This is a genomic window from Sphingomonas sp., from assembly GCF_035714405.1.
In the GTDB taxonomy this organism is placed as follows: Bacteria; Pseudomonadota; Alphaproteobacteria; order Sphingomonadales; family Sphingomonadaceae; genus Sphingomonas.
The window spans coordinates 1-24,783 of record NZ_DASTMA010000002.1 but is presented as its reverse complement, the minus strand read 5'-3'; the positions used below and the strand labels follow the sequence as shown (position 1 = coordinate 24,783).

At 70.0% G+C, this 24,783-nt stretch carries 31 protein-coding genes; 14 read left to right on the top strand and 17 right to left on the bottom strand.

Annotated features, from left to right (window positions below; all coding sequences use genetic code 11):
• Positions 1 to 191 precede the first annotated feature (191 nt).
• The 5 genes from tolB to ybgC form a co-directional block, all read right to left on the bottom strand.
• Positions 192 to 1,532 carry a Tol-Pal system beta propeller repeat protein TolB gene (gene tolB, locus VFQ64_RS00625; protein WP_325101364.1) on the bottom strand — a complete coding sequence of 447 codons (1,341 nt, stop codon included), beginning with the start codon at positions 1,530 to 1,532 and terminating at the stop codon, positions 192 to 194.
• A 163-nt stretch (positions 1,533 to 1,695) separates the two neighbouring features.
• Positions 1,696 to 2,673, bottom strand: a complete 978-nt coding sequence (locus tag VFQ64_RS00620; protein WP_325101363.1) for a cell envelope biogenesis protein TolA — start codon at positions 2,671 to 2,673, stop codon at positions 1,696 to 1,698.
• Positions 2,670 to 3,095, bottom strand: coding sequence for a protein TolR (gene tolR / locus VFQ64_RS00615; RefSeq protein ID WP_325101362.1), 426 nt, complete (start codon positions 3,093 to 3,095; stop codon positions 2,670 to 2,672). Before tolR ends, VFQ64_RS00620 begins: the two co-directional genes overlap by 4 nt.
• A 7-nt stretch (positions 3,096 to 3,102) precedes the next feature.
• Positions 3,103 to 3,795 carry a protein TolQ gene (gene tolQ, locus VFQ64_RS00610; protein ID WP_325101361.1) on the bottom strand — a complete coding sequence of 231 codons (693 nt, stop codon included), beginning with the start codon at positions 3,793 to 3,795 and terminating at the stop codon, positions 3,103 to 3,105.
• Entirely contained in the window at positions 3,792 to 4,256 is a 465-nt protein-coding gene (gene ybgC, locus VFQ64_RS00605) for a tol-pal system-associated acyl-CoA thioesterase (protein ID WP_325101360.1), read from the bottom strand. The genes tolQ and ybgC overlap by 4 nt, the downstream gene beginning before the upstream one ends.
• Before the next feature lie 108 nt (positions 4,257 to 4,364).
• On the opposite strand from ybgC, the gene VFQ64_RS00600 reads away from it, so the two are divergent.
• Positions 4,365 to 4,796, top strand: coding sequence for a hypothetical protein (locus tag VFQ64_RS00600; RefSeq protein ID WP_325101359.1), 432 nt, complete (start codon positions 4,365 to 4,367; stop codon positions 4,794 to 4,796).
• Complete coding sequence (locus VFQ64_RS00595) at positions 4,793 to 4,999, top strand: helix-turn-helix transcriptional regulator (protein WP_325101358.1); 207 nt, start codon at positions 4,793 to 4,795, stop codon at positions 4,997 to 4,999. Before VFQ64_RS00600 ends, VFQ64_RS00595 begins: the two co-directional genes overlap by 4 nt.
• Here the strand turns inward: VFQ64_RS00595 and VFQ64_RS00590 are convergent.
• From VFQ64_RS00590 to VFQ64_RS00580, 3 genes are all read right to left on the bottom strand, one after another.
• Entirely contained in the window at positions 4,996 to 5,556 is a 561-nt protein-coding gene (locus tag VFQ64_RS00590; protein WP_325101357.1) for a hypothetical protein, read from the bottom strand. The two genes, VFQ64_RS00595 and VFQ64_RS00590, sit on opposite strands and share 4 nt — an antisense overlap.
• A gap of 66 nt (positions 5,557 to 5,622) precedes the next feature.
• A complete protein-coding gene (locus tag VFQ64_RS00585) occupies positions 5,623 to 6,354 on the bottom strand; it encodes a hypothetical protein (protein WP_325101356.1) in 732 nt (243 codons plus the stop codon).
• A gap of 90 nt (positions 6,355 to 6,444) precedes the next feature.
• Positions 6,445 to 7,434: an NAD(P)H-dependent flavin oxidoreductase gene (locus VFQ64_RS00580; RefSeq protein WP_414712844.1), complete on the bottom strand. Its 990-nt coding sequence runs from the start codon at positions 7,432 to 7,434 to the stop codon at positions 6,445 to 6,447.
• Positions 7,435 to 7,650: 216 nt separating this feature from the next.
• On the opposite strand from VFQ64_RS00580, the gene VFQ64_RS00575 reads away from it, so the two are divergent.
• Entirely contained in the window at positions 7,651 to 7,989 is a 339-nt protein-coding gene (locus VFQ64_RS00575; protein WP_325101354.1) for a hypothetical protein, read from the top strand.
• Positions 7,990 to 7,991: 2 nt separating this feature from the next.
• Positions 7,992 to 8,459 (top strand): phosphoglycerate mutase family protein, encoded by a 468-nt coding sequence (locus VFQ64_RS00570; protein WP_325101353.1) that lies wholly within the window; start codon positions 7,992 to 7,994, stop codon positions 8,457 to 8,459.
• Here VFQ64_RS00570 and VFQ64_RS00565 read toward each other — a convergent pair.
• The gene (locus VFQ64_RS00565; RefSeq protein ID WP_325101352.1) at positions 8,456 to 9,745 is read right to left on the bottom strand and encodes an aspartate kinase; all 1,290 of its coding nucleotides are present in this window, start codon (positions 9,743 to 9,745) and stop codon (positions 8,456 to 8,458) included. The genes VFQ64_RS00570 and VFQ64_RS00565 overlap by 4 nt on opposite strands.
• A gap of 65 nt (positions 9,746 to 9,810) precedes the next feature.
• On the opposite strand from VFQ64_RS00565, the gene ubiG reads away from it, so the two are divergent.
• Positions 9,811 to 10,530, top strand: a complete 720-nt coding sequence (gene ubiG, locus VFQ64_RS00560) for a bifunctional 2-polyprenyl-6-hydroxyphenol methylase/3-demethylubiquinol 3-O-methyltransferase UbiG (protein ID WP_325101351.1) — start codon at positions 9,811 to 9,813, stop codon at positions 10,528 to 10,530.
• A gap of 160 nt (positions 10,531 to 10,690) precedes the next feature.
• Positions 10,691 to 12,037: a DUF2029 domain-containing protein gene (locus tag VFQ64_RS00555; protein WP_325101350.1), complete on the top strand. Its 1,347-nt coding sequence runs from the start codon at positions 10,691 to 10,693 to the stop codon at positions 12,035 to 12,037.
• On the opposite strand, the gene VFQ64_RS00550 is transcribed toward VFQ64_RS00555, so the two are convergent.
• The 3 genes from VFQ64_RS00550 to VFQ64_RS00540 are packed head-to-tail and all read right to left on the bottom strand — an operon-like array spanning position 12,034 to position 14,663.
• Positions 12,034 to 13,206, bottom strand: a complete 1,173-nt coding sequence (locus VFQ64_RS00550) for a glycosyltransferase (RefSeq protein ID WP_325101349.1) — start codon at positions 13,204 to 13,206, stop codon at positions 12,034 to 12,036. The two genes, VFQ64_RS00555 and VFQ64_RS00550, sit on opposite strands and share 4 nt — an antisense overlap.
• Before the next feature lie 18 nt (positions 13,207 to 13,224).
• Positions 13,225 to 13,734 (bottom strand): DUF2141 domain-containing protein, encoded by a 510-nt coding sequence (locus VFQ64_RS00545; protein WP_325101348.1) that lies wholly within the window; start codon positions 13,732 to 13,734, stop codon positions 13,225 to 13,227.
• The gene (locus VFQ64_RS00540; RefSeq protein WP_325101347.1) at positions 13,731 to 14,663 is read right to left on the bottom strand and encodes a hypothetical protein; all 933 of its coding nucleotides are present in this window, start codon (positions 14,661 to 14,663) and stop codon (positions 13,731 to 13,733) included. The genes VFQ64_RS00545 and VFQ64_RS00540 overlap by 4 nt, the downstream gene beginning before the upstream one ends.
• A gap of 141 nt (positions 14,664 to 14,804) precedes the next feature.
• Between VFQ64_RS00540 and VFQ64_RS00535 the strand changes: the two genes are divergently transcribed.
• A complete protein-coding gene (locus tag VFQ64_RS00535; RefSeq protein WP_325101346.1) occupies positions 14,805 to 15,872 on the top strand; it encodes a glycosyltransferase in 1,068 nt (355 codons plus the stop codon).
• On the opposite strand, the gene VFQ64_RS00530 is transcribed toward VFQ64_RS00535, so the two are convergent.
• From VFQ64_RS00530 to VFQ64_RS00515, 4 genes are read right to left on the bottom strand one after another with little or no spacing between them, the layout of a single operon-like run.
• Positions 15,850 to 16,941 carry an AI-2E family transporter gene (locus VFQ64_RS00530; RefSeq protein WP_325101345.1) on the bottom strand — a complete coding sequence of 364 codons (1,092 nt, stop codon included), beginning with the start codon at positions 16,939 to 16,941 and terminating at the stop codon, positions 15,850 to 15,852. The two genes, VFQ64_RS00535 and VFQ64_RS00530, sit on opposite strands and share 23 nt — an antisense overlap.
• Complete coding sequence (gene lepB / locus VFQ64_RS00525) at positions 16,938 to 17,858, bottom strand: signal peptidase I (RefSeq protein ID WP_325101344.1); 921 nt, start codon at positions 17,856 to 17,858, stop codon at positions 16,938 to 16,940. The genes VFQ64_RS00530 and lepB overlap by 4 nt, the downstream gene beginning before the upstream one ends.
• Positions 17,855 to 18,268, bottom strand: a complete 414-nt coding sequence (gene acpS / locus VFQ64_RS00520; RefSeq protein ID WP_325101343.1) for a holo-ACP synthase — start codon at positions 18,266 to 18,268, stop codon at positions 17,855 to 17,857. Before acpS ends, lepB begins: the two co-directional genes overlap by 4 nt.
• A gap of 40 nt (positions 18,269 to 18,308) precedes the next feature.
• Entirely contained in the window at positions 18,309 to 18,590 is a 282-nt protein-coding gene (locus VFQ64_RS00515; protein ID WP_325101342.1) for a metal-sensitive transcriptional regulator, read from the bottom strand.
• 45 nt (positions 18,591 to 18,635) lie between these two features.
• On the opposite strand from VFQ64_RS00515, the gene VFQ64_RS00510 reads away from it, so the two are divergent.
• From VFQ64_RS00510 to VFQ64_RS00480, 7 genes are read left to right on the top strand one after another with little or no spacing between them, the layout of a single operon-like run.
• Positions 18,636 to 19,973: a hypothetical protein gene (locus tag VFQ64_RS00510; RefSeq protein WP_325101341.1), complete on the top strand. Its 1,338-nt coding sequence runs from the start codon at positions 18,636 to 18,638 to the stop codon at positions 19,971 to 19,973.
• Between the two features lie 38 nt (positions 19,974 to 20,011).
• The gene (locus tag VFQ64_RS00505) at positions 20,012 to 20,932 is read left to right on the top strand and encodes an isoaspartyl peptidase/L-asparaginase family protein (RefSeq protein ID WP_325101340.1); all 921 of its coding nucleotides are present in this window, start codon (positions 20,012 to 20,014) and stop codon (positions 20,930 to 20,932) included.
• Between the two features lie 10 nt (positions 20,933 to 20,942).
• Positions 20,943 to 21,791, top strand: coding sequence for a S1/P1 nuclease (locus VFQ64_RS00500; protein WP_325101339.1), 849 nt, complete (start codon positions 20,943 to 20,945; stop codon positions 21,789 to 21,791).
• A 34-nt stretch (positions 21,792 to 21,825) separates the two neighbouring features.
• The gene (locus tag VFQ64_RS00495) at positions 21,826 to 22,356 is read left to right on the top strand and encodes a retropepsin-like aspartic protease family protein (RefSeq protein ID WP_325101338.1); all 531 of its coding nucleotides are present in this window, start codon (positions 21,826 to 21,828) and stop codon (positions 22,354 to 22,356) included.
• Between the two features lie 51 nt (positions 22,357 to 22,407).
• Positions 22,408 to 23,289 (top strand): DMT family transporter, encoded by an 882-nt coding sequence (locus tag VFQ64_RS00490; RefSeq protein WP_325101337.1) that lies wholly within the window; start codon positions 22,408 to 22,410, stop codon positions 23,287 to 23,289.
• Positions 23,286 to 23,765, top strand: coding sequence for a GNAT family N-acetyltransferase (locus tag VFQ64_RS00485; RefSeq protein WP_325101336.1), 480 nt, complete (start codon positions 23,286 to 23,288; stop codon positions 23,763 to 23,765). Before VFQ64_RS00490 ends, VFQ64_RS00485 begins: the two co-directional genes overlap by 4 nt.
• The gene (locus VFQ64_RS00480) at positions 23,765 to 24,142 is read left to right on the top strand and encodes a TfoX/Sxy family protein (protein WP_325101335.1); all 378 of its coding nucleotides are present in this window, start codon (positions 23,765 to 23,767) and stop codon (positions 24,140 to 24,142) included. Before VFQ64_RS00485 ends, VFQ64_RS00480 begins: the two co-directional genes overlap by 1 nt.
• A gap of 55 nt (positions 24,143 to 24,197) precedes the next feature.
• On the opposite strand, the gene ppa is transcribed toward VFQ64_RS00480, so the two are convergent.
• Entirely contained in the window at positions 24,198 to 24,746 is a 549-nt protein-coding gene (gene ppa, locus VFQ64_RS00475; protein WP_325101334.1) for an inorganic diphosphatase, read from the bottom strand.
• Positions 24,747 to 24,783 lie beyond the last annotated feature (37 nt).

Genomic DNA, 24,783 nt, shown 5'->3' with positions numbered 1-24,783 from the left:
GTTCGGATCCTGGGTAGATTGCGTCGGCTCACCTGGCGGTGGCGGCAATTCCTTGGGCGGCTTCTTGGCGCAGCCTGCGACCGCCACCAGCATGGCCGCGGCAATCAAGGCCCTTGTCGGGATCGTCGGTTTAGCCATCTCGTCTTCTCCTTGGGTGTATCGATGCCCCCGATAGTCCCTGCGTAACGGTTTTATGGTCGAAGCGGTCCCCATGACGGGTCTGACCCGTCGAGTACCGTCGGCACCTTGCGTTCGTTGACGCCGGTCAGGTCCACCGACCAAAGATCGGCGATGCCGCCCCCGCCCTGGCCAGAGCGGAAGAACATCAACACGCGACCGTTGGGCGACCAGCTCGGCCCCTCGTCCTGCCAGCTGTCGGTGAGCAGCTTTTCGCCGCCGCCGGACGGCGACATGATGCCGATGCGGAAGGAGCCGGCGATCTTGGTAAAGGCGATCAGGTCGCCCCGCGGGCTCCAGGTCGGCGTCGCATGGCGGCCGCCACCGAACGAGATGCGCTGCTGGTCGGAGCCATCGGCGTTCATGACATAGAGCTGCTGTCCGCCGGAACGGTCGCTCTCGAAGACAATGCGCCGCCCGTCCGGCGAATAGCTGCCGCCGGTGTCGATGCCGGGCGAGGTGGTCAGCCGCTGCGCGCTGCCGCCGCTCGCGGGGACGCGGTAGAGATCGGTGTTGCCGCCGGTCGCCATCGAGAACAGGATCCAGCGGCCGTCGGGCGAGAAGCGCGGACCGAAAGTGGTGGCGACGTTCTGTACCACCAGCCGCTGCCGGCCGGAGCCGATGTCGTAGACATAGATCGACGGAATGCGGCCGACATAGCTCATATAGACGATCGACTGCTGGCTCGGACTGAAGCGCGGGGTCAGCACGATCGACTGGCCGTTGGTCAGGAAGCGGTGGTTGGCGCCGTCCTGGTCCATGATCGCGAGCCGCTTGACGCGCTTGCCCTTGGGGCCGGTCTCCGAGACATAGACGACGCGGCTGTCGAAATACGGTCCCTCGCCGGTCAGCCGCGCGTACACCGTGTCGGCGCATTTGTGCGCGGCGCGGCGCCAGTCGGCGGGCGGCACGACAAAGCCCTGCCGCGCCAGCTCCGCCTTGGCGAAGACGTCGTAGAGGTAGCAGCCGACGGTCAGTGTGCCGTCGCCGTTGGCGCGCACGAAGCCCTGCACCAGCGCCTGCGCGCCCGTGCCGCCCCAATAATCGAATTGCGGCGCGTTGACCTCGCTTGAGGCAACGGGGCGGAGCTGACCGGGGGCGAGCGGGGCGAACAGCCCGGAGCCGCGCAGGTCGTTGGCGACGATCTCGGCGAGCTGGCGGCCGAGTGCCTCGGTGTTGCCCGCCGGGGTATCGACCGCTGCCTGAGTCGGCATCACGGGGATGGCGATCGGCATCGGCGCGGAGATGCCGCCGGTGACGGACACCTCCAGCGGTGGGGGTGTCTGTGCGGAGGTGGGCTCCTGCGCCAGGGCGGGGGTGGCGAGGAGGGAGAGGAAGGCGAGCAGACGTTTCATCGGCGACCCGTATCGGCAAGATGCTCTTCCCCGGCGGAGGCCGGGGCACAGTCTCGAGCTGTTGCGTGGCAGAGGACGGACCTCACCAAGAAAACGCGTGGCAACTGGGCCCCGGCCTGCGCCGGGGAAGATGGAAGCGAGCAGATGACGGAGCCAAGCTCCCTCACCGCAGTTGCCACTGATAGTTGATGTTGTTCCACCCGCCACTCGCCGTCTGGTAGTATTCAGAAGGCAGCTTCAAGGGTGAACAGCCCTTGAACGCGGCGACGCCGAGATCGACGACGCGCTGGGCGTAGCGTTCGTTCTCGTCGTTGACGCCGGACTGGCGCTGCTTGGTGGGCGTCGCGGCGAGCGTACCGTCGGGGTTCAGGCGGATGTTGAGCGTCGTCACGATGCGGTTGGCGCCTGGACCCGGGTTCACCTGGCGGTCGGCGCAGGGCTGGATCTGACGCGCGATCGCCTGGACGATCGAGGCGGTGGGGTAGGGGCCCGGCTTTGCGCCGGGTGCGGCTGTTGAAGCCGGGCGGCGGGGCGCGTCGGCGGACAGGCCCTTGAGGAAATCGTCGCCCAGCCGTGCCCCGCGCGGGCGCGATGCGGTCGCAGCCGGGTTCGCGCCGGTGCCGAGCGACAGGCCCGCCAGCCGGTCGCTGCGCGGGCGTGCGGAGGTGGCTGCGGCGGACTTCGCGGCGGCCGCTTTGGCGGGGGTAGCCTTCGCCGCCGCTGGGGTCTTCACCGGCGCCGGCTTCGCCGGTGCGGGCTTAGCAGGCGCCGGCTTTGGGGCGGGGGCGGGCTTGGCGGCGGGTTTGATCGGGGGCTGGGGCGGCGCCGGCTTGGCGGGCGCAGGTGGCGCCGGAACCGGCACGGGGGGTGCGGGCGTGGCGGGTTCGGGCACCGGCACGGGCGGCGGTGAGGCGTCCTCCGGCAAGCCCTGATCGGGCGCGATCGACGGCGCAGGCGGCTCCGGCGCGGGCGGGGCCTGCGCTTCGGGTGCCACCTCGGTGACCAGGCTCACCTCCAGCGGCGTCGGCTTGGGCCAGGTACGCGGCTGCTGCTGCCCCCAGGCGACCGACAGCAGACCTAGCAGGAGGAGATGGCCGGCCAGGGCCAGGCCGACCGCAACGCCGGCCGAGCGGTCGTTCACGGTTGCGCGCCCTCGATCGTCACCATCGACACCCGGTTGAGCCCGGCGCGGTTGAGCTCGCCCATCACCCGCATGACCCGACCGTAATCGAGGCCGCGGTCGGCGCGCAGGTAGATCTGCGGCGGCTCGGCACGCCTGGCGAGCTGTTCCAGCCGCGCAGGCAGGGCGGTTTCGGCCAGTTCTTTCTTGTCGAGGTAAAGCTTGCCGGCCGCGTCGAGCGAGACCTCGACCGGCTTCTGCTCCTGCGCGAGCGGCTTGGCGCGGCTGTCGGGGAGGTTCACGGGCACACCGGTCGTCAGCAGCGGGGCGGTGACCATGAAGATGATGAGCAGCACCAGCATCACGTCGACCAGCGGCGTGACGTTGATCTCCGCCATCGGCGCGCGGCCGCGGCCGCGGCGCGAGTTTAGGTTCATCGCCATCGGGGGGCTACCGTACGCTGTCCAGCTGCCGCGACAGCGTGGTGTGGAAGCCGTCGGCGAAGCGCTGCAGGCTCGCCTCGATCCGGTTCACGGCATGGCTGAAGCGGTTATAGGCGATCACCGCCGGGATCGCCGCGAACAGCCCGATCGCGGTCGCGAACAGCGCCTCCGCGATGCCCGGCGCGACCACGGCCAGCGACGAGTTCTGCGCCTGCGCGATCGCGGAGAAGGAGCGCATGATCCCCCAGACGGTGCCGAACAGCCCCACGAACGGCGCCACCGAGCCGACCGTGGCCAGGATGTTGAGCCGGTCGGACAACCGGTCCACCTCGCCCGCCGCCGCGGCGCTCATCGCCGTGGCCAGCCGTTCGCGCGTCGCCACCTTGTCCACCCCGGCCCCGGCGGTGGAGCGCCGCCATTCTGCGATCCCCGACGCCATCACCTTGGCCGACGGCAGCTCGCTGTCGGCATGCGTCTTGTAGAAGGCGTCGAGGTCTTCGGCCTTCCAGAAATCCTGTTCGAAGAGGCGCATCGCCTTGCGGGTGCGGCCGACCCGGCGCCAGAAGTTGAGGATGATGCCCCAGGTCCATACACTGGCGAGCAGCAGGCCGCCCATCACCACCTTCACCACCCAGTCGGCATGGATGAACAAGGCGAGCGGAGACAGCGATGCCGGGTCGGTGACGAGAACGGGGTTCACTGGCTATCCTCTTGGGGCAGTAATTGCCGAAAGATCGTGGTCCATGCCGCCGGCTGCCGCCGTGGCCGCCCAGATGGGGCAACCAGTGCGGCCGTGACGGTGGCGTCGGTCAGGACTTGGGCCTCGCGCCTGACCTGTTGATGAATGACGACGCTCGCCGCGCGCACCTGGATCAAGCGCGAGACGACAAGCAGCGCGTCGTCGAGCCGGGCGGGCCGGACATAGCGAAGCTGGAGATCGGCGACGGCATAGGCGCCCTCGCCCGCCTCGAACGCAGTACGCTGGTCGACGCCCGCAACGCGCAGCATGTCCGAGCGCGCGCGCTCCATGAAACGCAGGTAGTTGGCGTGATAAACGAGGCCGGAAAGGTCCGTGTCCTCGAAATAGACGCGCACGGGATAGCGATGCTCCGTGCCCACGAAGCGTCCGGCCACCGGCTGATCGAGGACGGATCCCTCCATCCGCCGGCTGTTAACCTAACGGGAGTCGGGGGGAAACCCTGCGATAGGCCTTGTCATGATGTAACCCTTAGGTTACCTGTCACCCGTAGGTTACTGCGGGGATCATCCATGACTAGCGACATCGACCAGGCCGACCATCTCACGCGCGGGCGCGCGCGTATCATCCCGGTTCTCGCCGTCCTGCTGCTCACCCAGCAGACGGTGTTCCTGTCGCCCGACGCCACGCGCGGGGTCGATCAGGTCAAGATCGGCGCATGGGTGGTGCTGACGGCGGCGCTGTTGCTGATGCTGGCGACCGGCGGCGGCCTGTTCCGTTCGCCGGCGGTGCGCGCCTTGCTGAACGACGAGACCACGCGGCTACACCGGCTTCGCGCCTGTGCCACGGGCTTCTGGGTGGCGATGGCCTGTGGGATCACGGTCTATCTCTTGGCGCAGATCGTGGCGATCACCCCGCGCGAGGCCGTGCATGTGGTCGTCACCGGCGGGCTGACGGCAGCGCTGCTCAGCTTCGCCATGCAGGAGCGTCGCGCGCTGCGATGAGCGAGCGGCTCGCGAACAGCCTTCGCGACAAGCGTACCGCGCTGGGCTGGACCCAGGCCGAACTCGCCGCGCGGCTCGGGGTCAGTCGCAAGACAATCAACACGGTCGAGAACGGCGTCTTCGTGCCGTCCACGGTGCTGGCGCTCAAGCTTGCCGACGCGCTGGGCGAGCCGGTGGAGGCGCTGTTCCGACTGGAGCGCTAGCGCGCGGCCAGCCGCACCGGCCCGCCGAAGATGCGCGGGTCGACCGGCAGCCAGGGTGGCGCGAAGGGCCGGTCGAGCGAGGCGAGCCGCGCCGCCGCGCCAATGGCCGGGTCGGGCGCGGTCTCCAGCTCGGCGAGCGCAACGCGTGCCGCCTCGCAGAACGCCTCCCGACCCTGGGCCTGGCCAAAGAAATTGTACAAACGGGTCATCTCGTCATCGTAGCGGTCGCGCCACGCGCCGCCCTTGGCCTGATATTCAGCCGCATAGGCCGCCTCCGCCGCCTTCAACGCGGCGGCGTTGCGCGCGAGCAGCGCATTGTAGCGCGCGACCGTGATCGCCTCCTCGGACCCGCGACAGGCGAGTGCGGCGACGTTGAGGCCCGCGCGCAGATGCCATAGCGTCGCCGCCTCGCTCAACCCGGCGTTGATCGGCGTCGGCGCGGGCGGCGGCGCCTCCACCAGCACAGGCGCTGGCGCAGGCACGACGGCCACTACCACCGGCTTCCCGACACAACCGGCGAGCAGGCCGGCGAGAACAAGAGCAGCGGCAATACGCATGGAATTCTCTCCCGAGTCTTCCCCCGGCGCCGGCTTAGGCGCGGGCTGGTTGCGATCGCGTAAAGCTCACTCGCTGGCAGGGCCTGAAGCTTGCAGCGCCGCCATCTGCAGCGATGGCTGCTCGGCGAACGCCACCACGGGCGCGGCGTCCATCGCGGTCTGCATGCTCCCCCCGGGCAGCGCCGCGACCTGCACGGCCGGGGCGCGCTGTGCCTGCCATTGCGCCAGCGCCGCACGATAGCTTTCGACCTCGGTGAAGAGCGCGAGGAACGGTGCCTCCAGCCGCGGCAGGGCGGTCGCCGCGAAGCCCGCGAAGTCGGACGGTTCAACCGTCGCGGCGTCGCGCAGCACCGTGTCGGCCTCGCGGCAGAACGCCGCCTGTGCCGCCGGCTGCGCCCAAAAATTGTACAGCCGCGTCATCGCGTCGTCATAGCGTGCCTGCCAGCCGGCCCCATGGCGCGCGCGATACACCGATGTGGTCGCATCCGACGCCACCGCCAGCACCTGCCGCTCCGCCGCGAGCAGCGCATTGTAAGCGGCGACAAGCTCCGCCTCGCCAGTTCCCCGACAGCCCAGCGCCGCGACGTTGAGCGCGGTGCGCAGGTGCCAGACGGTCTCGGCCGAGGTCAGCCCGCTGTTCGGAGTCGCGAACGCGCCCGCCGCATCGCGCGCGGGCAGCCGCAGCGACGCCACCGCGCCCGCCGGCGGCTGCGGCGGACCCTCGACCTGCTGCGCCGCCGCCGGTGTGCAGACGAGCAACGTGATCGCGGCGAGCGCCACTTTTCCGGACATCTGCATGAACCAACCCCCTCGATATTCGAAGGAATTTGACCATGCGCTGCGTGATCGGGACGTTACCCGAAGAGGTTAACGTCGAATGCGGATCGATTAAGCCGCGGCGCGCTTGTCTAGCGCATGGGCGGCCTGCTCCATCAGCTCGGCGATGATCGCGGCGACCGGCTCCTCCCGGGTCACCATGCCGACCGACTGGCCGGCCATCACCGAGCCATGCTCGACATCGCCGTCGATCACCGCGCGCCGCAACGCGCCCGCCCAGTAATGTTCGATCTGCAGCTGCGCCTCCGCCATCACGACGCGGCCCTCGTCGAGGTGTCCGGCGACCTCGCGCTGTTTGGCGGTGAACAGTTCACCGCCCGCATTCTTGAGCGCGCGGACCGGGATCACCGGCAGGCGCGGGTCGAGCTGGACGCTCGCCACCGCGTCGCGGGCCGACGCGCGGATGAACGCCTGCTTGAACTTCGGGTGGGCGATCGATTCGGTCGCGCAGACGAAGCGGGTGCCGAGCTGGACGCCGGCCGCGCCCATGTCGAGATAGCCCGCGATCGCCTCGCCGCGACCGATGCCGCCGGCGACGAACACCGGCACCTGTTCGGCGATCTCCGGCAGCATCTCCTGCGCGAGCACGCTGGTGGAGACCGGGCCGATATGCCCGCCCGCCTCCATGCCCTCGATCACCAGCGCGTCGACGCCGGAGCGGATCAGCTTCTTGGCCAACGACAGCGCGGGGGCGAAACAGATCACCTTCGCCCCCGTCGCCTTGATCGCATCGAGCGAGCCCTTGGGCGGCAGCCCGCCGGCGAGCACGACATGGCCGACACGGTGGCGGCCGCACACCTCGATCAGCGCCATCAGGTCGGGGTGCATGGTGATGAGGTTGACGCCGAACGGCCTATCGGTGCGCTCGCGGGTCGCCGCGATTTCGCGGTCGAGCAGCTCGACGGTCATCGCTCCGCAGGCAATCACCCCGAACCCGCCCGCGTTCGACATCGCGGCCACGAGATTGCGCTCGCTGACCCATGACATGGCGCCCGCCATGATCGCCACCTCCGACCCGAGAAAGGCGGCACCGCGCGCCATGCGGCGGTGGAGGCGGTCGTGTCCGGTGCTTGTCATGAGCGGGGCCTAGCGCCGGGCGAGCGCAGGGGGCAAGGTCGTGTGCGTGCTGAAGCCGAGGATCATCAGCGTTGTTGCCATCCTGCTGGTGGCAGCGGTGTTCGCGACCGGGTACATATTCCATGCGGAGGAACACGGCCCGACCCGCACCTGTGGTTCGCCTGGCATCGCACCTTGGGCGTGGCGTGTCTCGCGGTCACGCTGCTCGCCGCGCGGGGCGCCATACGCGCAGCGGCGAACCGGCGCTTCTTCCTTGCCGTCTGGGCGCTGCTTGCGGGAATCCTGCTGTCCGGATGGCTGGCGGTGTCGGCCTGGGCCGATCCGACCGGCAGCGGCACGCTGATCGGCGGCGTTCCGCTACCGCTGCTGCCCGGCGTGTCTTATGAGCTCGGCAACAGCGGCGAACAGTTCCACAAGCTGTTCGCGATGCTGATGGTCTGGCTTTCGGTCCCGTACGGGGCTGTGGCCGCCTGGCGCGGGCTGCGGCGGCGGCGCAACCCGGTTGGAGAAGGAAGATGACGATGCGCCTGTTTCCCCTGATCGCCTTGGCGCTGGCTTCGCCCGCGGCCGCGCAGGTGTATGTAACGCGCCACGCGGACACGCCGGCGGGCGAGCGCGATCCGGCGCTGACCGCCGTTGGCGCGGCACGGGCGGCGGCGCTGGCAGGCTGGTTTCGGGGCAAGCGGCTGCGCGCGATTTATACCACTGACTTCAAGCGCACCCGTGCCACCGCCGCGCCGATCGCCACCGCGCGTCGGCTGACGCCCGTCATGTACGATCCGGCGGACACCCCCGCGCTGGTCGCGACCCTGCGGGCGCAACGGCAGCCGGTGCTGGTGGTCGGCCACAGCAACACGGTGCCGGAGATCGTCGCGCAGCTCGGCGGCACGCGCCCGGACGCGATTCCGCACGAGCGATACGGGGACATCTGGACGGTAAACCGGGGTCGGACTCGGCGCGAGCGGATCGAACCGAAGATGGAGCGCTAGGTGGCGTCCAGCCCGTAGGCGGTGTGCAACACGCGGACCGCGAGCTCGGTCTCGTCCTCGTCGATCAGCACGGACACCTTGATCTCGCTGGTCGAGATGGCGAGCACATTGATCCCGCGTGCGCCCAATGTCGTGAACATGGTTGACGCAACGCCGGCGTGGGAGCGCATGCCGACGCCGACGACGCTGATCTTCGCCACCCGCGTGTCGTGGACCTGCTCGGTGAAGCCGATCTGTGCCTTGGCGGCGTCCAGCACGGCAAGGCTCTTGGGGAGATCGGCGGCCGGGACGGTGAAGGTGACGTCGGTCGAACCGCCTTCGCCCCCCTTGGGCCGGTGCGCGATGTTCTGGATGATCATGTCAACGTTGATGCCCGCGTCCGCCAGCGGCGCGAAGATCGCAGCCACCGCGCCGGGCCGGTCGGGCACCGCGGTCAGCGTGATCTTGGCCTCGTTCTTGTCGTGCGCGATGCCGGTGATGAGTTGACGTTCCACAGTGTCGAGTTCCTCTTCGGCGACGATCCCAAGCTCTTCTTCGCTGACGATCAGCGTTCCCGGCAGCGTGTCGGCCATCGGCGCGTCGGGTCCGGTGAAGGACGACAGCACCTGGACGCGCACGCCTTCCTTCATCGCCAGCCCGACCGAGCGCGTCTGCAGCACCTTGGCGCCGACCGAGGCGAGCTCCAGCATCTCCTCATACGTCACCCTGGCGAGCTTGCGCGCGCGCGGCACGATGCGCGGGTCGGTGGTATAGACGCCGTCCACGTCGGTGTAGATGTCGCAGCGAGCGGCCTTCATCGCGGCGGCGATGGCGACGGCTGAGGTGTCGGAGCCGCCCCGGCCGAGCGTCGTCACGCGGTTGTCGTCGGCGACGCCCTGGAAGCCGGGAATGACTGCCACCTCGCCGCGGGCGAGCGAGGCGTTGAGCGCCGCCGGGTCGATTGCGCCGATCCGCGCCCTGGCGAACGCATCCGAGGTATGGATGGGCAGTTGCCAGCCGAGCCACGATCGCGCGGGGACACCCGCCGCCTGCAACGCGATGGCGAGCAGGCCGCTGGTGACCTGCTCACCCGACGAGACGACCACATCGTACTCGCGTGGATCGTAGAGCGCCGACGCCTCGCGGCAGAAGCCGACCAGCCGGTCGGTTTCGCCCGCCATCGCGGAGACGACGACCGCGACCTGGTTGCCAGCGTCGACCTCGCGCTTCACCCGCGCCGCGACTGCGCGGATGCGCTCGATCCCGGCCATGGACGTGCCGCCGAACTTCATCACGATCCGGGCCATGGCGGTGCGGCGATTCCCCCTCGCGCCGGTGGGCTTCCGGGCGAGGCCCTGTTAGAAGCGCGGGCATGACGGTGGCAAGTAGCGTGGACGCGCGCGAGGCGGCGCACTTCGGTCGCATGGCGGCGGCGTGGTGGGATCCCGATGGCTCCTCGGCGATGCTCCACCGGTTGAACCCGCCGCGGCTCGCTTACCTGCGCGGCCGGATCGACGCGCATTGGGGCAGCGACCCGGCGGGCTTCACGCCGCTGGCGGGCAGGCGCGCGCTGGACATGGGCTGCGGCGCCGGGCTGCTCGCGGAGCCGCTGGCGCGGATGGGTGCGGACGTGACCGGGGTGGACGGCGCGGCGGAGGTGATCGCGGCGGCGCGGGCGCATGCGAACGTCCTTGCGATCGACTATCGCGTCGGCGGGGTCGAGGCCGTGGCGGGCGAGGTGTTCGACCTGGTGACGTCGCTGGAGGTAATCGAGCATGTCACCGATCCGGGTGTCTTCGTCCACGGGCTGGCGGCGGCACTCGCGCCCGGCGGGCTGATGCTGCTGTCCACGCCCAACCGCACGCCGCTGTCACGGCTGGCGATGATCACGCTGGCTGAGGGCACGGGACGGATCCCGCGCGGTACGCACGACTGGCACAGGTTCCTGACGCCGGACGAGCTGACGCGGCTGGTCGAGGGCGCGGGGCTGCGGGTGCGGCATGTGCAGGGGCTGGCGTTCACGCCCGGGCGGGGGTTCTATCTCAGCGATTCGACGGCGCTCGATTACTTTGTGACCGCGGTGCGTGACTGACTTTCCTCTCTCCTCAAGGAGAGAGAAGGGAGCGGCGCAGCCGCGGAAGGAGGGGGGGAGCCGCCCGGTCAAACCGCCCCTCTCCCCGCGCCGCTTGGCGGCTCCGCCCTCTCCCCTGAACGGGAGAGGGAAGTGGCTCCTCCTCGCACTCGTCTTCTGCTTGCTCGCGCTCGCCCGGCCGATCGACCATGACGAGTCGCAATATGTCGCGGCGGCGGTGCTGACCGCACACGGCCTGCTGCCTTATCGCGACTATGCCTATCTGCAGACACCGCTGCAGCCCTTCCTCTTCGCGGCGGTGGCGTGGGGAAGCGGGGTGTGGACGTGGCCCGCGCTGCGGATCGTCAACGCGCTGCTCGGCGGGCTGGCGGTGGCTTGCGTCCATGGGGCCGCGCGCGAGGTGGGGCAGCCGCGCATGGCGCTGGTCGCGGCGGCGCTGTTCGCGTGTTGCGATATCCTGCTCTTTTCGGTCGGTACCGCGCGTAACGATGCGTTGCCCGCGGCGTGCCTGGCCGGCGCGGTGTGGCTGGCGGTGCGCACCGAGGCCGGGCGCGGGACGCCCTTGGCGGCGCTTGGCCTCGGACTACTGCTCTCGAGCGCGGCGGCGGCGAAGATCTCCTATGCGCTGCCTGCCGCCGGCTATGGCTGCTGGGCGCTGTGGCGGCATGGCGCGCATCGGCCGCTTTTCGTCATGCTGGGCGCTGTGCCGGCGGTGGCGTTGGTCGCCTGGACGGCATGGCTGGCGCCCGCCGGCTTCCTGTTCGGGGTGTTCACCTTTCCGACGATGGCGCCGGCGGACTTCTACGCCGACCGGCCGTGGAAGCTTTCGGGAGCGGCCAAGCTGATCGACGCGGTTAAATTCCTGGCGCTCGGTCCGGCGTTGCTGGCCTTGTTCGTCGTATCGCGCCGACCCGCGTCCGGGCTGCTGATGGTGTTGATCCTGGCGGGGCTGATCGCGGCGGTGCTGCCGACGCCGACCTGGCGGCAGTATCTGTTGCCGGTGCTGCCGCCCTTGTTCGTGCTGCTCGCCTGGCGGTGGAGCCGGTACCCTCCCGGGCGGGCAACCCGGATCGCCGCGATCGCCTTCGCCTTCGCCGGGCTCGCGCCCACGGCGGCTGCCTTGATCCAGGGTGAGGAAGGCATGCGGACCGCGCTGAGCGAGATGGCGGCGGTGCGCGACGCCATGGACGCAGCCGGAGTGCGGGGCCCGGTTGCGACGCTGTCACCGCAGTTCCTGCCGTCGACCCGCCGCCTGCCCGATCCGCGGTTCGCCACCGGACCCTTCTACTTCCGAAGCCTTCTGCAACCTGCCGGCGGCGAGACGCCGTTGCATCTGGTGTCCGCCGCAACGCTCGCGCAGGCGCCGCTGCCGGATGCGATCCTGACCGGCGGCGAGGGCAAGTGGACCAGCGGCGACGATCGTCTCGACGCGCGCCTCGGCGCGGAAGCCATTCGGCGCGGCTATCGCGCGACGCGGATCGACCGCTGGCGGCTGTACGTCCGCTAGGCCCGCCGCTTGCCTGCGATCACGCCCTGATAATGCGCGACCAGCGCCTCGGCGTGATCCTCGTCCGAGCGCACCCGCGTCGCCGCGTCCCCCGCCGCCGCGCGGAGCGCCCGCTGGTCGCGCGCGAAGAAGCGACCGATCGCCGCCGCGCAATCCTTAGGATCCTTGGCGCGGAAGACCTCCGCATAGCCTGGGGCCGAGGCCTCGAACGCGCCGCCCTCGTCTGGCACGATCATCGGCGCGCCGCAGGCCAGCGCCTCGTAGGCGACCAGTCCAAAGGGTTCGGAGGACGAGCCGTGGATCAGCGCGTCGGCGCTCGCCATGATCCGCGCCAGACGGTGGCGGTCGTAGACCGGCTGGAACAGGCGGATGTGCGGGCTGTCGCCGACATGCTTCTCCAGCGTGCGTGACGCGAGCCCTTGGCCCAGCAGCACCAGTCCGACCGGCAGCGTCGCGCCGGCGCGCTGCACCGCGTCGATCACCATTGGCCAGCGCTTTTCGCGGTGGTGCCGGCCGATGCCGACGAGCAGGTGCCCGGACGGCGGCAGCCCGCATTGCGCGAGCAGGCCCGCGCGCAGATCCTCGTCGCGCAAGCCGGGCGAGAACAGGCCTCGCTCGATCCCGAGTGTCATCGCCGCGTCGACCCGCACCCCGCGCGCGCGCAGCCGCTTCGCCAGCGCAGGGCCATTGGTCACCACCGTGTCGAACCGTTCGAGGAAGCTCGCCATGTACCGGTCGTACCAGCCGAACGCCCGCTCGATCCGCTGCGGCGGCGCGAGGCGCTCGAGATAGGTCTTGGCGTAGGCCTCCATATTGTCGCCGTGGAAGAAATAGGCCTTCGCAGCATGTCCCTGCCACTCCGCGACGATCCACGCGGGTCGCCACGGCGAGCTGCATTCGACCACGTCGGGATCGAAGCGATCCAGCAGCGCGTGGATCGGCGCCGCATCCCAGAATAGTCCATAATTTTGGTCGAACGGCATCGGCGGCGAGCGACGGAAAATCACCCGACCACCGCCTGGCCGCTCCTCCTCTCGATCCTCCCGACCGGGTGCGACGACGATCAGCTGGTGACCGTGTTCCGCCAGGATCGCCATCTTGCGGTCGATATAGGTCCGTACGCCACCACCGGTCGGCGAGTAGAACTCGTTGACGTCGACGATCCTCATGGGCAGCTGCGCATCGCGCTAGCTCTTGACCGGTCCGAAGCCGCTGAAGCCCCTCAGATATTGCGCGCGGACGGTGATCCGCTGGACCCCGGCCGGCACGTCGACGATCGCCTGGTGCAGCCTCGGTCGCTTGCGCCCGAGCTTCTGCGCGGACGCGAAGCCGGCGCCGTCGACCCAGAAGTTGAACTTGTTCTTGCCGTCGCGATTGTGGGTGAAGAGCAGCGCATAGCGACCGGGGCGCGGTACCCGCATGCACAGCCGGACATCGCCCGCGGTCGGCGTCGGTACGCGGATGCGGCGGAACAGCTTGCCTTCGCGCAGCAGGTCGCGGTCGTCGCGCAGGAAATCCTGCTCGTTGGCCGGGTAGAGCTCGAGCTTGAGCTCGCCCCGGCGGCCCTTCAGGCCGACGACCTGCACCAGGATGGCGGGGGCCCCGCCGACGCAAGCGTCCTCGCCCAGCACCTGCGCCGATGCGGTGGCGGGGAGGCCCGCAAACAGCGCGAGCGCGATCAGCCTGGCGGGTTTCACCAGGGCTTCCTCCTGGTAACGAGGCTGTAAATTCCAAAGGCGAGGATCAGGACCGCGTTGGTGACGAGCGTCAGTGCGACGAAAAAGGCGAGCAGCTGACGCAGCGCTTCGTCCTGGCCGATCAACAGCGTCGCGAAGGTGAAGAACAGCAGGTCCTTGGTCGTCGTCGGCATCATCGGCAGGCGTGACACCAGGAGCCGCCCGGCGGCGAGCAGCATCCACATGCCGACGCCGACACCCGGCAGCGCGAAATGCCAGGCGAGTGCGGTGAAGCTGGAGGAGGCGACAACGCGTGCCGATTGCAGCCCGAACACCTCCCACAGCGCCCGCCTCGGCAGGGAGAACACCCGGCGCGAGAAGATAAGGAACGGTAGCGACAGCGCGACGAGCGCGACGGTTGACCAGAGCGCGGTGCGGAACTGGTCGGGCGTCAACAGGTCGCGCCCGAGCGGCAGCGCCGCGGCGAGCATCAGCAGGGTGATGGCGTTGCCGGCGATCGCCGACAGGATCGACACGTCCTTGATCGCGCCGAACGGTGCCGCGACCAGCGTCGCGCGCGCGCGCGCCCAGGCGTAGAAATAGGCTTCGCCCGTATAGTTGATGAGGACGTCGTTCGCGATCCGCTTCTTGAGCAGCGCGACGAGGCCAGACAGCGGGATGCCCCATAGGCGACGAAAGATCAGAAAGTCTCCGGTCGGCAGCGCCATGTAGAAGAGAATGAAGCACAGGTAGAAGCGCGGGTCGGTCGGCGTCGCGCGAGTCAGGCCGTCCAGCCCGTGGCGGAACAGCTCATAGCCGAGCCCGATCACCATCGCGAGCGTCAGGGCCGCGCCCAGCACGGTCGGCGAACGCCGCGTCGCCGTCGCCAAGGGCTGCAGGCCGCCCGGAGCGCTGACCGGCGGCGTCAGATCGGTTGCGAGCGGGGTCATGCGGCGACGGGGAGGGGTCTCGCGGGGGGAAAGGGCGGCGCGTACCCGGCAGATAAGATGTTGATGTGACAGCTTCCAGTGCGGCGATCTGTCCACTCGCGCCAGGGTGGTCGCGCGGCGCGCACGCTGTACAGGCACGAGGTGCCCGCCGACCATATCCTGTCCTATGCGCGTGACCTGGCCGGCGGCGGCGTCGAGCGCGCGCTGCTGCGGCTGGCGGGCGGGTGGGTCGATGCGGGGCGGCGGGTGACTTTGGTGCTCGGCGCCGCAATCGGCCCGCTGACGGCGGACATGCCCGGCGGGGTTGAGCTGGTCGAGATCGGTGGCGGCTCGATGCGACGGCTGGCACGCGGGTTGCCGGCCGCGGTGCGGGACCGGCGCCCCGACCTGCTGTTCTGCCCGGGCAACCATTATACCGGCATCGCCGCCTGGACGCGGGTTCGGCTCGGACGCAGCTGCCCGCCGATCGTCGGCAAGATGTCCAACGCGGTGCGGCGTGGCGATCATGGCGTCTTGCTGGATCGCTGGCACCGCGCATGGCTGGGTCAGCACGGTCGCATTCTCGACCACCTCGTCGCGATGAGTCCCGCGACGGCGTCCGAGGCGGCTCGCGCGACGGGTATGGTCGGGAGGACCAGCGTAATCGCCAACCCGCCGCCGCTGCCCGTCGCCGGCGCCGCTTCGCCGTCGTTGCCGCCATCGCCCTTCATCCTCGGCGTCGGCCGGCTGGCGCGGCAGAAGCGGTGGGACCGGCTGGTGGCGGCCATGCCGGCGCTGCCTGGTGTGCCCGTTATGATCCTGGGGGAGGGGCCGGAGCGCGCCGCCTTGCGGGCGCAGGCGCTTGCCCTGGGAGTGGCCGAGCGGCTCCAGCTGCCGGGGCACACGGCCGATCCGCTCACAGTCATGGCAGAAGCCGCAACGCTGGTGCTGGTGTCCGACTTCGAGGGTGTGCCCGGCGTCTTGCGCGAGGCACTGTCGGTGGGGACACCGGTGGTTGCCACCCGGTCGAGCCCCGCGGTCGCCGAGATCGTCAGCGATGCGGCGGTGGGGACAATGGTGCCGCGCGACGATCCGCGGGCGCTCGAGGCCGCGCTGCGCTTCTGGTTGACCGCGCCGCGACCGGTGCCGGTGCCAATGTGGGGGCACGACTCGGCCGCGCGCTACCTCGCGCTGTTCGACCGCATCGTTAGTTCGGCGGGCTCCGGGTGACCACGCGCTTCTCTTCCCGCTCGGCGCGACGCTCCAGCGCGACCTTGATCATCGCCACGAACGAGTCCGCGAGCGCGAGCCCGATCAGCCCCACCAGTGCGCTCGCCAGGATCTGTGCGCCCAGCGTCAGCGCCGGTGGCATGTCCACCGTCTTCTTGGCGACCAGCGGTGAGAAGACATAGCCGTCCAGACCCTGCACGACGACATACACGACGATCGCCCATACCCCTGTGTCCACCCCGGCGCTGAAGCCCACCGCGACCATGATCACGCCGCTGACGAACGCCCCGATATTGGGGATGAAGGCAAGCACGCCGGTGATGATGCCCAGCAACGCCGCCAGCGGAACGCCGCCGAGCAGGAGCGCCAGCCACGTCACCACGCCCTGCGCGACCATCGCGAGCAGCTTGCCCGCGAGCAGCCGGCGCAGCGTGAAGCCCATGCGATCGAGCGTCAGCGCGAACTCGTCGCGGCTCGCGCGCGGGATCATCCACTGGACGCCGCGCTCATAGACGCGCGGCTCCATCGCAAAGAACAGGCCCAGCACCAGGATGAAGAACATCGTGGTGACCGCGCCCACCGCGGAGCCGACCCAGCTGGTCAGCCGGCCCACCGACGACAGCGCCTGACGCGCGACGCCCGACACGTCGGAGGCGCCGGGCATCAGGCCCTGCTGCGTCAAATAGGTGGTGAGGCGCACGACCTGCAATTCCAGCGTGACGCGAAGCTGCTCGACCTGCTGCACGATGCCCAGGCCCATCAGGTAGAAGGTGCCGACCAGGAACAGGACGCTGGCCAGCACGATGATCAGCAGCCGCCAGCTGCGCCCAATCGGCAGGTAGCGGCCGAGCAGTCGCACCCCGCCGTCGAACATGACGCCCAGGATGATACCGGCGCCGATCACCATCAGCGGCTGGACCAGCAAGACGCCCAGCGCGATCAACAGCGCGGCGCCGAACCAGACCTTGGCCTTCTTGATCTCCTGCCGGATCAGCGGGTCGTGGACCTCGTTGGGGCTGGCGCCGGGCTCGACATGGCCGGGGTGCCGGATGTCGGCGGGCTCGCTCATTGCACCGTCTCCGCGTGGAGCGAGGTGCCCGCACGTCCTCCGCGCAAACTCGTGAACCAGCTGATCGGGTTCAGCGAGGTCGTGCCGTCGAGCGAAAAGGTGACGAACTCCGCACGGCCGCCGACATTCTCGTAAGGGACGGGCCCGCCCAGCCCCAGCTCCGACAGGCTGAAACGGCTGTCGGCGGAGCGGTCGCGGTTGTCGCCCATCAGGAAGACGTGGTCGGCGGGGATGCGGATCGGTCCGAAAAAGTCGCCGGTGCTGTCCGGCTGCAGGTCGACGGTGTCGTAGCGGCGCCCATTGGGCAGCGTCTCCGTGACGATCGGCAGGTGGCAGACGTCGCGCCCATTAACCAGCCGCCGCGCGCCGGGGTAATCGGTGCACGGGCTGTTGAGGTCAACCGGTAGGTCCAGATAGCGCGTCGGCCCGCGCGGCACCGGCCTGCCGTTCAACACCAGCGTGCCGCCTCGCACCTCCAGCGTGTCGCCGGGCAGCCCGACCACGCGCTTGATATAGTCGTTGCGCGTGCCCGGAGGCGTCACGATCACCACGTCGCCACGATCGGGCAGGCGGCCGAGCAGCCGCCCCTTCCAGGCGGGGAGTCCCACCGTCCAGCTTTCGCCCGGCTGGCGCAGAACGACACTGCGGAAGATCGCGGCGGGATTGGGGATGGTGGGCGACACAAACGACCAACCATAGGCGAACTTCGTCACCACCAGCCGGTCGCCCACCAGCATCCCCGGCAGCATCGATTCCGACGGGATGTAGAAGGGCTTGGCGATGAAGGAGTGGAAGCCGAGCACTACCAGCAGCAGCCAGAAGATGCCCTTCACCTCGCCCCACCAATCGGTGCCGCGCTTGGTCGGCCTGGCGTCGGGTTCGGCCGCTTGGGTCTCGGGAACGGCGGCGTCGGTCATGGGGCGGAGCCTTCGGGAAGTGCCTCGATGACGACGAACGCCTGCGCCCAGGGATGATCGTCGGTCATGGTCAGGTGAACGGAGGCGACGTGGCCCGCAGGCGTGATCGCGTCAAGCCTCGCCCGAGCCCCGCCGGTCAGCCGCAGCGTCGGCTGGCCGGAGGGCGCGTTGACCACGCCGATGTCGCGCATGAACACGCCCCGCTTGAAGCCGGTGCCGACCGCCTTGGAGTAGGCCTCCTTGGCGGCGAAGCGTTTGGCCAGCGTGCCTGCCTTGGTGAACGGCCGCCGCGCCGCCTTGGCGCGCTCGACATCGGTGAAGACGCGCGCCTCGAAGCGATCGCCGAAGCGGTCGAGCGACGCCTGGATGCGTTCGATGTTGCACAGGTCGGAGCCGAGGCCGATGATCATGAGGCCGTCATAGCCGATCCCCGGCCATGTCCAAGGCGGGTCAGCGCAGCGCGCGCCGCAGCAATTCGGCCAGCTCGGTCAGCTTGCTTGCCTGCGCGGTTGCATCGCCCGACTGCACCGCTTGGGCGACGCAGGCATTGGCGTGGCTTTCCAGGATATCGCGCTCGATGCGCGTCAGCGCCGCGCGCGCGGCTTGGAGCTGCGTGAGGATGTCGACGCAATAGCGCCCCTCCTCTACCATCGCCGCGATGCCGCGGACCTGCCCCTCCACCCGCTTGAGGCGGGGGAGCTGTTCGCGATGCGAGGTGTGCGACATACCCATGGGGGGTATTTGACCTTACCGCAGCCGGGTGGCAAGCGCCCTGCCATGCGACACCTTTCCATCGCCCTCGGCCTCCTCGTCGTCGCGCCCGCTGTGGCGCAGCACCACGATCATGCCGCGCCTGCGCCTGCACAGCAGCCTGCGCCGTCGGCCGCCGATCCCCATGCCGGGCACGACATGACCGGCCACGAGTCGATGGACATGCGCGCCGCGTTCGGCCCCTATCCGATGAACCGGGAGGCGTCGGGCACCAGCTGGCAGCCCGACGTCAGTCCGATGATGGGCGTGTATCGCATGACCGGCGACTGGTCGCTGATGGGCCAGGTCCAGCTCAACCTGGTCGCCGACCGGCAGAGCGGGCCGCGCGGCGACGACATGATCTTCCCCAGCGGCATGGTGATGGGCATGGCGACCGGCGCGCTGTCGGTGCGCGACACGGTCCAGTTCCGGGCCATGCTGGCGCCCGATCCGCTGATGGGCAGGCGCGGCTATCCCCTGCTGCTCGCCGCCGGCGAGACCGCGGACGGGGTGAACACGCTCGTCGACCGCCAGCATCCGCATGACCTGTTCATGGAACTCTCCGCCTCATATTCGCGCAAGATCGGCGAGCGGGGCAGCGCGTTCGTCTACTTTGGCCTGCCCGGCGAGCCGGCGTTCGGCCCGCCCGCCTTCATGCACCGGCTGTCGATCATGGATTCGCCCGAGGCGCCGATCAGCCACCATTGGCTCGATTCGACGCATATCGTCTATGGCGTGCTGACGGTCGGGGGCAGCTGGGGGCCGGTCAAGCTGGAGGCCTCGCGATTCAAGGGGCGCGAGCCGGACCAGCACCGCTGGGATATCGAGACCCCGAAGTTCGACTCGACCGCCGTGCGGCTGAGCGTCAACCCGTCGCCCCAGCTGGCGCTGCAGGTCAGCTATGCGCGGCAGAAGTCGCCCGAGCAGCTCGAGCTCGAGGACGATCAGGACAAATGGTCCGCGAGCGCGATCTGGACCAGGCCGGTCGGCAAGGCCGGGCTGGTTTCCGCCACGCTCGCCTGGGGCCGCAAGCAGACCATCCACGGCGATGGTGACCGCGACCGCGCCCAGGATGCCTTCGTGCTGGAGGGCGCATGGCGGCCGGATGCGCGCTGGACGGTGTTCGCGCGCGGCGAAGTGATCGAGAGCGACGAGCTCCTCGCCCCGCCGGGCAGCGCACACGGGCCGGTGTTCACGGTCGGCAAGGCATCGGTCGGCGCGGTCCGCGACTTCGCGATCGCGCCGTCGGTCAAGCTCGGGTTCGGCGGTCTCGTCGCGCGCAGCCTGACCCCGGACGCCCTCGACCCGGCCTATGGCGGCGACCGCACCAGCGGCATGGTGTTCGCGCGGCTGAAGGTCGGCTGACCTTCCGCGGCTCGGGTGCGATCTGCTAGCGCGGGTTAATGAGTTGGACGCTGATGATCCATGGCGGCGCGGGCCGTTTCGAGCGCGGACGGCTTTCGCCGGAGGTGGAGGCGGCAACGCGCGCCGGTCTGGCACGGGCGCTGGACGCAGGGACGGCGGTGCTGGCCGGCGGCGGCGCGGCGCTCGATGCGGTCGCGGCGGCGGTGGCGGTGCTGGAGGACGACCCACACTTCAATGCCGGCCGCGGCGCCGCACTGACCCGCGAGGGCACGGCCGAACTCGATGCGGCGGTGATGGAGGGAGCGACGCGCGGCGCGGGCGCGGTCGCGCGGGTCAGCCACACGCGCAGCCCGGTCGGCCTCGCCCGCGCGGTGATGGAGCGCAGTCGGCACGTATTTCTAGCCGGCGTTGGGGCCGACGCCTTCTCGCGCGAGATCGGCCTGGAGCAGGTCGGCAACGACTGGTTCGTCACCGATCCGCGCCGCACCAATCTCGCCGAGCTGCTGGCGCGTGACGACGACGCTTACGATGTCGACATGAAGTACGGCACGGTCGGCGCGGTCGCGCGCGATGCGGCCGGGCATCTCGCGGCGGCGACCTCGACCGGCGGAGTGACGGGCAAGCGCTGGGGCCGGATCGGCGACACGCCGGTAATCGGCGCGGGCACCTGGGCCGACGATCGCGGCTGCGCCGTGTCCTGCACAGGCGCCGGCGAATATTTCCTGCGCGTCGGCGTAGCGCAGGCGATCGATGCGCGGGTGCGGCTACTGGGCGAAAGCCTAGACGTGGCGACGGCGGCGGTGCTGACGGAGGTGAGCGCGCTCGGCGGCACCGGCGGCGCGATCGTGGTGGGCGCGGACGGGCAGGGGGGCTGGCGGTTCACGACACCGGGGATGAACCGCGGGCTCGCTACCGCCGGGGGCGAGCGGCGGGTGGCGATCTATGGCGACGAGGGCTAAGGCGCTCGCCATGCTTCGTTTTCTCCCGCTCGCCGTGTTTCTGCTGGCCGCGCCCGCCGGGGCGTATTGGGAATATGGCCACGAGACCGTCGCGAGCATCGCGATGAAGAATGTGCGGCCCGCGACCGGCCGTGCCGTGCGGCGCATCCTTGCCGATCAGGCGCTGCTGCAGACGCCCGAATGCCCGGCCAAGACGCCGGAGCAGGCCGCCTATTGGGCCGATTGCGTCAAGCCGCTCAAGGATGCCGCCGGCCAGCAGCGGTTCGGCTATGCCTTCAACTGGCACTTCCAGAATGTGAACGTCTGCCAGCCCTTCGACCTCAAGCCTGCCTGTAAGGACGGCAACTGCGTGTCGGCGCAGATCGAGCGCGACGTGGCGCTGCTCAAGGACCGGCGCACGCCGCGCAAAGCGAAGGTCGAGGCCTTGGCGTTCCTGATCCATTTCGTCGGCGACCTGCATCAGCCGCTTCATGCCGGCGACAAGGGCGATCTGGGCGGCAACCGGTTGGGCGCGGCCTATGGCGTCTATGCGCCCAAGCGCTTCAACATCCACTCGGTCTGGGACGGGCCGCTCGCCGAGCGCGCGATAACCAGTGGGCCATCGCTGGTCCGCCGCTACCCCGCCGCCGATCGGGTGCGGTCGGGGCGCGGCACGGTGGAGGACTGGAGCCGCGAGAGCTGGCTGCTGTCGCGCGACGTCGCATATGCCAGCGCGCTCGGCGGGGATCCGTGTGGGCCGTCGCCGGAGAAGATCACGCTCGACGACGCTACGGTCGCGCGGATTGTCCCGGCCGCGCGGGAGAGCGTACGGCGCGGGGGCCTGAGGCTGGCGCGGCTGCTGGACGAGGCGCTGTCTTAACTCGGGGGCAACGGACGCCGGCTAGGCTGGCGGCATGGGGCGCCTCTTCCTCCTTGCGATCCTGCTCGCCGGCCTCGGCATCGCGCTCGCGCGACCGCCAGCGCCGCCGCAGGTCGCGCACGGAACGAGTCCCACGCTCGCCGATTCTCCGGCTCCCGGGCCAACGGTGGCCTATCGTCCGGGCGAGCCGCAGCTGCTCACCGATCAGGTCACCGAACTGCGCCGCGCCGCCGATGGGCACTTCTACGCCGACGTGACCGTGAACGGCCGACCGGTCGCGATGCTGGTCGACACCGGCGCGAGCACGGTCGCGCTTACCGTCGGAGACGCGCAGCAGCTGGGAATGGCCGTCGACCCGGCGACCTTCGGCGTTGTCGGTTCGGGCGCGTCGGGGCCGGTACGCGGCATGGCGGTAACGCTGGACGAGGTGGCGCTCGGGCCGCTGCGCGCCGGGCCGGTGCCGGCAGTGGTGCTGGAGGGACTCGACCGCTCGCTGCTCGGCCAGTCCTGGCTCGGACGGTTGCAGCAGGTTCGTATCGAAGGCGACCGGATGACGCTGCGCTGACCCTCGCACCGCGCGCTGGCGTGGCGGAAGAGCAGCGGGTAGGCACCCGCGGTGCGCTCGCCCCTGATCCCCTTCCTCGTCGCGGCACTCGGCACCGCGATCTTCTGCGTCATGGATGCGCTGATGAAGAGCCTGGGGCTCGCACTCGGCGCGTATAGCGCGCTGCTGTGGCGTACCGGCGTCGGCGTTGTGCTGACCGGCGCGCTGTGGGCGAGCACCCGGCCCGCCCTGCCCGCGCCGGCGCTGCTCAGGCTTCACGTCGCGCGCGGCGTGCTCGTCGCGGCGATGGCGATGCTGTGGTTCCACGCGATCACACTGGTGCCGCTGGCGGAGGCGATCGCCATCACCTTCTTCGCGCCATTGCTCGCGACCTGGCTTGCCAGCCTGTTCCTGAAGGAGGCGATCAGCCCCCGCGCGGTCACGGGCTCGTGCATGGGCCTGGCAGGCGTCGGCGTGATCGTCGCCGGGCGGCTGGGCGCAGACCATGGCGATCGCATCGTCGAAGGGATCGCGGCGGTGATCGTGTCGGCCATCCTCTATGCGATCAACCTGGTCGTGCAGCGTCACCAGGCGCAGCAGGCGGGGCCGCAGGAGATCGCCTTTTTCCAGACGGGCACGGTGCTGCTGTGCCTGCTGCCCTTCGCACCCTGGGCCGCCGTGACGCCGGTTGCGGCGCAGTGGCCGGCGATCGTGGCGGCGGCGCTGTTCGCCGGCGTGTCGCTGCTGCTGCTGTCCTGGGCCTACGCGCGCGCCGAGGCGCAGGTGCTGGTGCCGACCGAATACACCGGGTTCATCTGGCTGGCGCTGCTCGGCTGGTGGTATTTCGGCGAGGAACTGACCGTCACCACCTTCGCCGGCGCGGCGTTGATCGTCGCGGGCTGCCTGCTCGCGATCCGGCAGCCCGCGCGGGCGCCGCAGGAGGCGCTGCTGTGAGCGTCTGCATCCGCGCCGCGGCACCCGGCGACGTGCCTACCATCCTGCGCTTCGTGCGCGAGCTCGCCGCCTTCGAGCGGGAGCCGGATGCGGTCAAGGCGACGGCGGACACGCTGGCCGAGGCGCTGTTCGGCGCCAGGCCGGCGGCCGAGGCGGTGATCGCGGAGGCCGATCAGCCGCTCGGCTTCGCCTTGTTCTTCCACAATTTCTCCACCTGGACCGGTCGTCGCGGGCTGTATCTGGAGGATCTGTACGTCACCCCGGCGGCGCGCGGGCGCGGCGTCGGCACGGCCCTGCTGCGGCATCTGGCGGCGCTGGCGCTGGAGCGCGGTTGCGCGCGGTTCGAGTGGGCGGTGCTCGACTGGAACGTCGATGCGATCGGCTTCTATCGCGGCATGGGCGCGTCCGGGCTGGACGAGTGGACGGTGCAGCGGGTCGCGGGCGACGCCCTGCGTCACCTGGCGGAGCGGCACTGATGGACGGATTGATCGAGTTGGTAGCCGAGGCGATGGCGCCGGGGGTCGTAACGTCGCGCGCGATGATGGGCGGACGGACGCTTTATTGCGACGGCACCGTGTTCGCGATCGTCGCCGACGACCTGCTGTGGTTCAAGGCGGACAAGGTCAGCGACGCCGAGTGGGACGGCGCGGACGCGCCGCGTTTCACCGTACAGATGGGCGACCGGGTGGGCTCGATGAACTACCGCCGCGCGCCCGACGATTGCTACGACGATCCGGATGCGCTCAGGCGCTGGGGGTGGCTGGCGCTCGAGGCCGGCATGCGCGCGCCGCCGAAACGCGCCAAGGCGCCTCGATCGACGCCGCGGCGAGTAGCGAAACCGAGACAAGCGTAACGTTGCCACCAGCAGCGCCTGTCGCGGCCAGGCACCAGCTCAGGCTACGGCGGCGCTAAACCTCCGGCTCTTTGGGATGCGCCTGATAGCGTTCGATCGCCTCGATCGTGATCCGGCGCGCCTCGTCAGCGTCGCCCCAGGTGCCCACGCGCACCCACTTCTTCTTCTCCAGGTCCTTATAGTGGGTGAAGAAGTGCTCGATCTGCTCGAACACGATCTCCGGCATGTCGCCGCGCTCGTTGACGTTCGAGTAATAGGGGAAGGTCGAGTCGACGGGCACGCAGACCAGCTTCTCGTCGCCGCCCGCTTCGTCCTCCAGGTTCAACACCGCGATCGGCCGCGCGCGCACCACGCAGCCCGGAATGAAGGGCGAGCGCGCGATCACCAGCGCGTCGAGCGGATCGCCGTCGGGGCTGAGCGTATGCGGCACGAAACCGTAATTGGCGGGATAGCGCATCGGCGTGTGCAGGATGCGGTCGACGAACAGCGCGCCCGAGTCGTTGTCGAACTCGTACTTCACCGGCTCGCCGCCGGTCGGCACCTCGATGATGACGTTCAGGTCGTCGGGCGGGCTCTTGCCCGTGGGGATACGATCGATGCGCACTTGTTTGATCCTTCACTGCGTTCAGGGTTCCGCACCG